Raw genomic sequence first — 6,000 nt, 5'->3', positions numbered from 1 at the left:
CGAGAAGAGTCTGAAGACGCTCCTTTTTTTCTTCAAGAGAAAGGTTATCCAGTCCAGATACTAGTTGCTCAAGGCGGTCTTTGAGGTTTTCAGGAAGATCCTCAGGCGCGTTTTTTAGTATTTCCTTTAAGGTTGTCTCCAGGTCCTTGATCTTTGGAAGAGTAGCAAAATTTTTCCGAGCGGCAAAAAGGAGAGGACGTCTGAAACGTTCCTTCCAGGCTGAAAGATCCTCGGACATAGTTTCAATTTTAACAATTGTCATTCCGGCTTTCAGCCTTATTTTCCCTAGTAGGGGTTTGCGAGAGGAGGTGTTTATGGCGGAAAAAGAGCTTCCGGCCAGACCGGACGAAATTAGGGATCTACCGGTTATTCCCAGTGACGCCGTGCTCTTTCCTCACATGATTGTACCCTTCGTGCTTACGGAGCCGGGGTTGGTGAAGGCCGTGGAGGAGGCCCTATCCCAGGATCGTATGGTGGCCGTGGTGGCAGTCAAGGATCCCAAGGCCGAACGCAAGGAGCTATTCCAATTCGGTACGCTGGCCCTTATCCTCCGGGCCAGCCGGGTGGAGCTCGACCGGGTGAGGATCGTGGTCCAGGGCTTATCTCGTATCCAGGTTCTTTCCTTTGTCGAGAACGAGCCTTTTCTCATGGCCCGGGTACAACTTCTGGCCGAGACATTTTCTCCGGATCGGGAAGCAGAGGCCTTGGCGGTCAATATCCGGCAAATGTTCGGTCGCGTTCTTGAGCTTTCCCCCCACCTCCCAGGGGAGCTGCGGTCTCTGGTGGAAAATCTTGAGGATCCGGGGATGCTAGCTGATCTTTCGGTAGCCCATCTTAACGTGCCTCATAATGAAAAACAGGCCCTCCTTGAGACCCTTGATGTTAAGGCAAGACTTCATAAGGCTGTAAGACTTGTTGCGGAGCAACTAGAGGTCCTTGAGCTCGGTCAGAAGATTCAGGCCGAAGTCAGGGATCGCATGGAAAAGGCCCAGAAAGAATACTATCTTCGGGAGCAACTCAAGGTTATTCGGAAGGAACTTGGGGAGGCCGAAGGTCTTGAGGCCGAGGTTGAGGAACTTGAGGAAAAACTTGAGAAGAAGGCCCTTCCGGAGATGGTTCGTAAAGAAGCCGAAAAGGAGCTGAAGAAACTCTCTCGCACGCATCCGGCCTCTGCGGAATACACCGTCATTCGGAATTATCTCGACTGGATCCTGGAACTACCTTGGTTGGAGTCTACCGAGGAGCATTTGGATATCAGTGAAGCCGAACGAATACTTGACGAGGATCATTACGATCTGGAAAAGGTCAAGAAACGCATTCTGGAATACCTCGCGGTAAGGAAACTCAATCCCGAGATGAAGGGGCCTATCCTTTGTTTTTTGGGCCCTCCGGGAGTGGGTAAGACCAGCCTGGGACGTTCCATTGCCCGGGCCTTAGGGCGCAAGTTCTGGCGGATTTCTCTCGGTGGCGTGCGAGACGAGGCTGAGATCCGGGGACACCGGAGAACCTACGTGGGGGCCATGCCCGGTCGCATCATCCAGGCCTTGCGCCGGGTGGGAGTTAATAATCCAGTTCTCATGCTCGATGAGATAGACAAGATCGGAGCCGACTTTCGGGGTGATCCCGCGGCGGCCTTGCTCGAGGTTTTAGATCCCGAACAGAATCGTGAGTTTTCGGATCACTATCTAGAGCTTCCCTTTGATCTTTCGCGGGTAATCTTCATTGCTACCGCCAACGTGATTGATACTATTCCTGCCCCCCTGAGGGATCGTATGGAGGTCATCGAGATTCCGGGCTATACCGAGGAGGATAAACTCCACATCGCCAGGAAATATCTGATCCCGCGGCAACTAAAGGCCCACGGTCTCAAACGCGGGCAGGTACGGTTCACGGAGGCGGCCTTGAGACGCATCATCTCCCACTACACCCGGGAGGCCGGTGTGAGACAGCTCGAACGGGAGATCGGGGCCGTGTGTCGGGCGGTAGCACGCAAAGTGGCCGAGGGCGAGAGCTCAGGAGAACACGTTACCGTCAAAAACTTGGAGGAATACCTCGGGCCGCCCAAGTATCTCCCAGAGGTCCCCGAGAGGGTAAAGGTGCCGGGAGTGGCCATTGGCCTGGCCTGGACTCCGGTGGGTGGCGAGATCCTTTTTGTGGAGGCGGCTCGGATGAAGGGGACCCGCAAGTTGATCCTTACCGGACAGCTCGGCGAGGTGATGCGGGAGAGTGCCGAGGCCGCCTTTACTTACGTGCGTTCGCACGTCGAGGAACTGGGAATAGACGAAGAAGTCCTCGAAAGATCCGACTTCCATATCCACGTGCCTTCCGGGGCCATTCCTAAAGACGGTCCGAGTGCCGGGATCACCATCCTTACGGCCCTAGTGAGTTTGCTTACCGGGCGCACGGTGCGTCCAGAGGTAGCCATGACCGGCGAGATCACCTTAAGGGGACTGGTGTTGCCCGTGGGAGGCATTAAGGAGAAGGTGCTTGCGGCCAGGCGGTTTGGCCTCAAGGAGGTCATCCTTCCCAGACGCAACGAAAAGGATCTCACGGAGGTGCCGGAAGAGGTGCGCAAGAGCCTCAAGTTCCACTTGGTCTCACGGGTGGAAGAGGTGTTTCCCATCGTTTTCAAAGATTGGAAACGAAAGGCGTGAAAAACGCTTGAGTATCTTCTGGGCTTCAAAGGCCCCGAAGATATTTCCGTGCCGGAGGGCCCCGCGGATGAAAATTTCGGCCTTGCGCCGGGCCTCTACGGCCACCATAAAACGCATCTCCGGAGTGAGCACCGGATCGTTGAAGATCTTGCTCAAGGCCTTGAGCCGCCAGAAATCTAGCCCCGGCGTGGAAGATAGCTGGTCTGGATGTCCTCCGCGTTTGATTACCAGGGGGTCGGGTATTAGATACACCGGATACCGGGCGGCAAGTCTCAACCAGAGTTCATAGTCTTCACAAACCGGAAAGTTTTCGTCAAAAAGGCCGATCTCATCGAAGATTCTCCGTCGCAGCATCACCCCAGAAGGAGAAACCAAACAGAGCTTCACTGCCCGGTCGAAGAAGTAGCCGTTGGGCTTGCGGTGTTTGCTTTTGGGAAAGACGCGTCTTCCGTTCTTGATCCAGATTTCCTCCGGCTGGACGGCCACAGCCTCTGGATGGGTCTCAAAGAAGGCCACCTGTCTTTCCAACTTCTCCGGGAGCCACAGGTCGTCGCTGTCAAGAAAAGCGATGAACTCTCCCCTTGAGATGAGTATTCCGCGATTTCTGGCCGAGGCCGGCCCCCCCTGGGCCTTGCGGTGATAGACGACGGGATAGCGGGTAATCAAACGAGGGGTTTCGTCGGTGGAACCATCGTCCACCACAATGATCTCCAGTGGCCGATAAGTCTGTGCTAGGACGGAATTTAAGGCCTCTTCTAAAAAAGGAGCCCGATTGTAGGTAGGAATAATTACGGAAACCAACAATTTTTAAATTATACCCCTTGCCTTCGGATACCGGAAGACTTACTTTTCCTTTTGGAAGGCCTTCCCAAAAAATTTCGTAAAATCCAAAAATTAGATGAAAGGAGGTGGTATTATGCCTCTGAACTGGACCTGGGAATGGGATCCTTTTAAGGAGTTCGAAAGGCTCCAGGAGGAGCTGGATCGCTTGTTTGAGTGGATGAGTCCCTTTCGGCCTTTGCGAGGCGAAGAGGTTTATCCCCGGATTAATGTGGGCGAAGCCCCTGATAAGGTTCTGGTCTATATCTTTGCTCCGGGGGTAGATCCCAAGAGCGTGGAACTTTCGCTCGAGGACAACCTCCTTTCCATCTCCGGTGAGCGCAAGGCCGAAGAGGCCCTAGAGGTGGAGGAAGTGAAACCCGAGAGATTTGCTCGGCGCGAGCGGTTTTCCGGGAGGTTCTCGCGGGTGATTTCTCTTCCTGAGTCCGTGGATCCAGCGCAGGTGGAGGCTGAGTATCGGAATGGCATCATTGTAGTGAGTATTGGTAAGAAGGAAGCGCACAAGGCCAAAAAGATAGAGGTCAAGGCCGCTTAAAATCCTTGAGGAAAGGGGGTGAGACTTATGGCTGAAAGGAAAGAAATTGCTCCCCGTGAGGAAACCGTGGTTTCTGCCCGGAAACGGGTCAGAGCTATGGTACCTCCAGTGGACGTTTACGAGACCGACGATGGTCTCATCCTGCTGGCCGATATGCCCGGGGTGAGCAAGGACACTCTGGACCTCAAGGTGGAGGACAATGTCCTCTACCTCAAAGGGACCATTGTGGAAACTCCGGGCGAGGAGGTCTCTCCGGAATATGTGGAGGTTCGGGGACGAGAATACTTCCGGGCCTTTACCTTGGGTCCGGAGTTCGATCAGGACAAGATCGAGGCCACTTTTAGTCAGGGCGTGCTAAGACTCTTTATCCCCAAACACGAGGCCGAAAAGCCCAGGAAGATAGAGATCAAAGTGGCATAACAGGCGGGCGGTGGGGCTTAGGCCTCACCGCCGTATTTTTGTTTGATTCTTTCCAGGTCCTCCGGGGTGTCCACCTCGGGGCAGTCGTAGCGGGTAATACTTACCGCGATGGGATAGCCGTTCTCAAGTGCCCGGAGCTGTTCCAGTTTTTCCGCTTCTTCCAGTTCGCCCGGGGGAAGCTTCAAGAAAAGATCCAGAAATTCTTTGCGGTAGGCATAAAGCCCGATGTGCCTCAGGTAGAGAGGGGCCTTCCCCGGAGGTCGGAAATAGGGTATGGGGGATCTCGAAAAATATAAGGCCCGTCCTTCCCTATCCAAAACCACTTTAACCCGATTGGGGTCATTTATTTCTTCGGGATTTTCCACAGGAATAGCCACGGTGGCCATGGGTACTTCGGAGGAAAGGAGAAGGGGTTTCACCAGTTCTTCTATGACTTCCGGGGCCAGCAAAGGTTGATCCCCTTGGATGTTAACCACAATGTCCTCGTCGGCCAGCCCCAGGAGCCCGGCGGCTTCGGCTAATCTTTCCGTGCCACAGGTGTGTTTCGGAGAGGTCATGATGGCCCTTCCGCCAAAACCTTCCACGCAGTGGAATATCCTTTCGTCGTCGGTGGCGACGACCACTTCCTCTAGGAGGGGACTTTGTCGGGCCCGATGGTATACATGTTCAATTAAGGGTTTCCCCCAGAGTTCTACTAGGGGTTTTCCCGGGAACCGGGTCGAACCGTAACGGGCTGGTATGATACCTACTATCCGCATGGCCTCCTCCTTGACGGTAAGAACTTAAAATGTTTTATTCAAGTTTAAACTTTCTCCGGGAGAAAGATAAGATGAGAATTCTCCTGTCTTTGATTACGTTTTGCGTTTTGTTTTTTGTTCCTCCCTCCGCACACGCGGTTACACAAAAGGTGGCCATCTTACCTTTCAACATTCACGCCCCCCAGGATCTATCTTACGTCCGGGAAGGTATTCAGGACATGCTTACCACCCGGCTTTTTGCTCCCGGGAAAGTAGAAACGGTGGATCCCGAACTTGTTCGCAAAGCCCTTTCCGAGCTGAAGGCTCCTCTAACTCGGGAGACTGCTAGACAATTAGGCCAAAAACTCGGGGTGGACTATGTCCTTTTCGGAAGTCTTAGTGTCTTCGGTCAGACCGTTAGTGTGGATGCCGAACTTATCCCGGTAAAAGGGGAAAGGCCTCCTATTACTCTTTATACCCAGGTAAATGGCCTTGGGGAGGTCATTCCGGAGCTAGCCAACTTTGCCAAGAGATCTCGGGCCTACATTCTAGGAGAAAAATGGTCTCTCGAAAGACAACCCGCTATCAAAACTACCTCACCGGCTCCAATGATATCTCCTCTTAAGCCTAAAGCTCAGACTCCTGCTCAGGGAACCTATGTCTCTCCGGCCAAAATGCATCCCGAAAAACTGGTCGAAGCGACGGCTCCTAAGCCCTCGGTAGCTTACAGGCCACCCCAAACGGCTCCTGCCCCTTCCTCTCAAGTTTCACAGGCTCCTTCTACCTCTTCTAAGGTGCCCCTTGTTCATTATGC

Annotated in this window: 6 protein-coding genes; 3 read left to right on the top strand and 3 right to left on the bottom strand. The window is 53.6% G+C overall.

Translation table 11 applies throughout. The features are described 5' to 3' along the window. Positions 1-262 (bottom strand): hypothetical protein (locus tag TDIS_RS06845; protein WP_153303797.1); only part of this gene is annotated, 262 nt, incomplete at its 3' end. Between the two features lie 52 nt (positions 263-314). Between TDIS_RS06845 and lon the strand changes: the two genes are divergently transcribed. Next, the gene (lon, locus tag TDIS_RS06840) at positions 315-2,654 is read left to right on the top strand and encodes an endopeptidase La (protein ID WP_068670645.1); all 2,340 of its coding nucleotides are present in this window, start codon (positions 315-317) and stop codon (positions 2,652-2,654) included. Here lon and TDIS_RS06835 read toward each other — a convergent pair. Beyond that, the gene (locus TDIS_RS06835) at positions 2,598-3,458 is read right to left on the bottom strand and encodes a glycosyltransferase family 2 protein (protein ID WP_068670643.1); all 861 of its coding nucleotides are present in this window, start codon (positions 3,456-3,458) and stop codon (positions 2,598-2,600) included. The two genes, lon and TDIS_RS06835, sit on opposite strands and share 57 nt — an antisense overlap. Before the next feature lie 112 nt (positions 3,459-3,570). Here TDIS_RS06835 and TDIS_RS06830 point away from each other — a divergent pair, with 112 nt between their 5' ends. Both TDIS_RS06830 and TDIS_RS06825 read left to right on the top strand, forming a co-directional pair. Then, positions 3,571-4,029 carry an Hsp20/alpha crystallin family protein gene (locus TDIS_RS06830; RefSeq protein ID WP_068670641.1) on the top strand — a complete coding sequence of 153 codons (459 nt, stop codon included), beginning with the start codon at positions 3,571-3,573 and terminating at the stop codon, positions 4,027-4,029. A gap of 27 nt (positions 4,030-4,056) precedes the next feature. Next, positions 4,057-4,449 (top strand): Hsp20/alpha crystallin family protein, encoded by a 393-nt coding sequence (locus TDIS_RS06825; protein ID WP_068670639.1) that lies wholly within the window; start codon positions 4,057-4,059, stop codon positions 4,447-4,449. A gap of 17 nt (positions 4,450-4,466) precedes the next feature. On the opposite strand, the gene kdsB is transcribed toward TDIS_RS06825, so the two are convergent. Continuing rightward, positions 4,467-5,207 carry a 3-deoxy-manno-octulosonate cytidylyltransferase gene (gene kdsB / locus TDIS_RS06820; protein ID WP_068670637.1) on the bottom strand — a complete coding sequence of 247 codons (741 nt, stop codon included), beginning with the start codon at positions 5,205-5,207 and terminating at the stop codon, positions 4,467-4,469. Positions 5,208-6,000: the final 793 nt, after the last annotated feature.

It is taken from the genome of Thermosulfurimonas dismutans (assembly GCF_001652585.1).
Classification (GTDB): Bacteria; Desulfobacterota; Thermodesulfobacteria; order Thermodesulfobacteriales; family Thermodesulfobacteriaceae; genus Thermosulfurimonas; species Thermosulfurimonas dismutans.
The sequence above is the reverse complement of the archived record's forward strand: the minus strand, read 5'-3'. Positions and strand labels throughout refer to the sequence as shown.

Bases quoted from the DNA above. Each gene is read 5' to 3' on its own strand.
- lon (WP_068670645.1), top strand. From the start codon at position 315: ATGGCGGAAAAAGAGCTTCCGGCCAGACCGGACGAAATTAGGGATCTA.
- TDIS_RS06830 (WP_068670641.1), top strand. From the start codon at position 3,571: ATGCCTCTGAACTGGACCTGGGAATGGGATCCTTTTAAGGAGTTCGAA.
- TDIS_RS06825 (WP_068670639.1), top strand. From the start codon at position 4,057: ATGGCTGAAAGGAAAGAAATTGCTCCCCGTGAGGAAACCGTGGTTTCT.
- kdsB (WP_068670637.1), bottom strand. From the start codon at position 5,207: ATGCGGATAGTAGGTATCATACCAGCCCGTTACGGTTCGACCCGGTTC.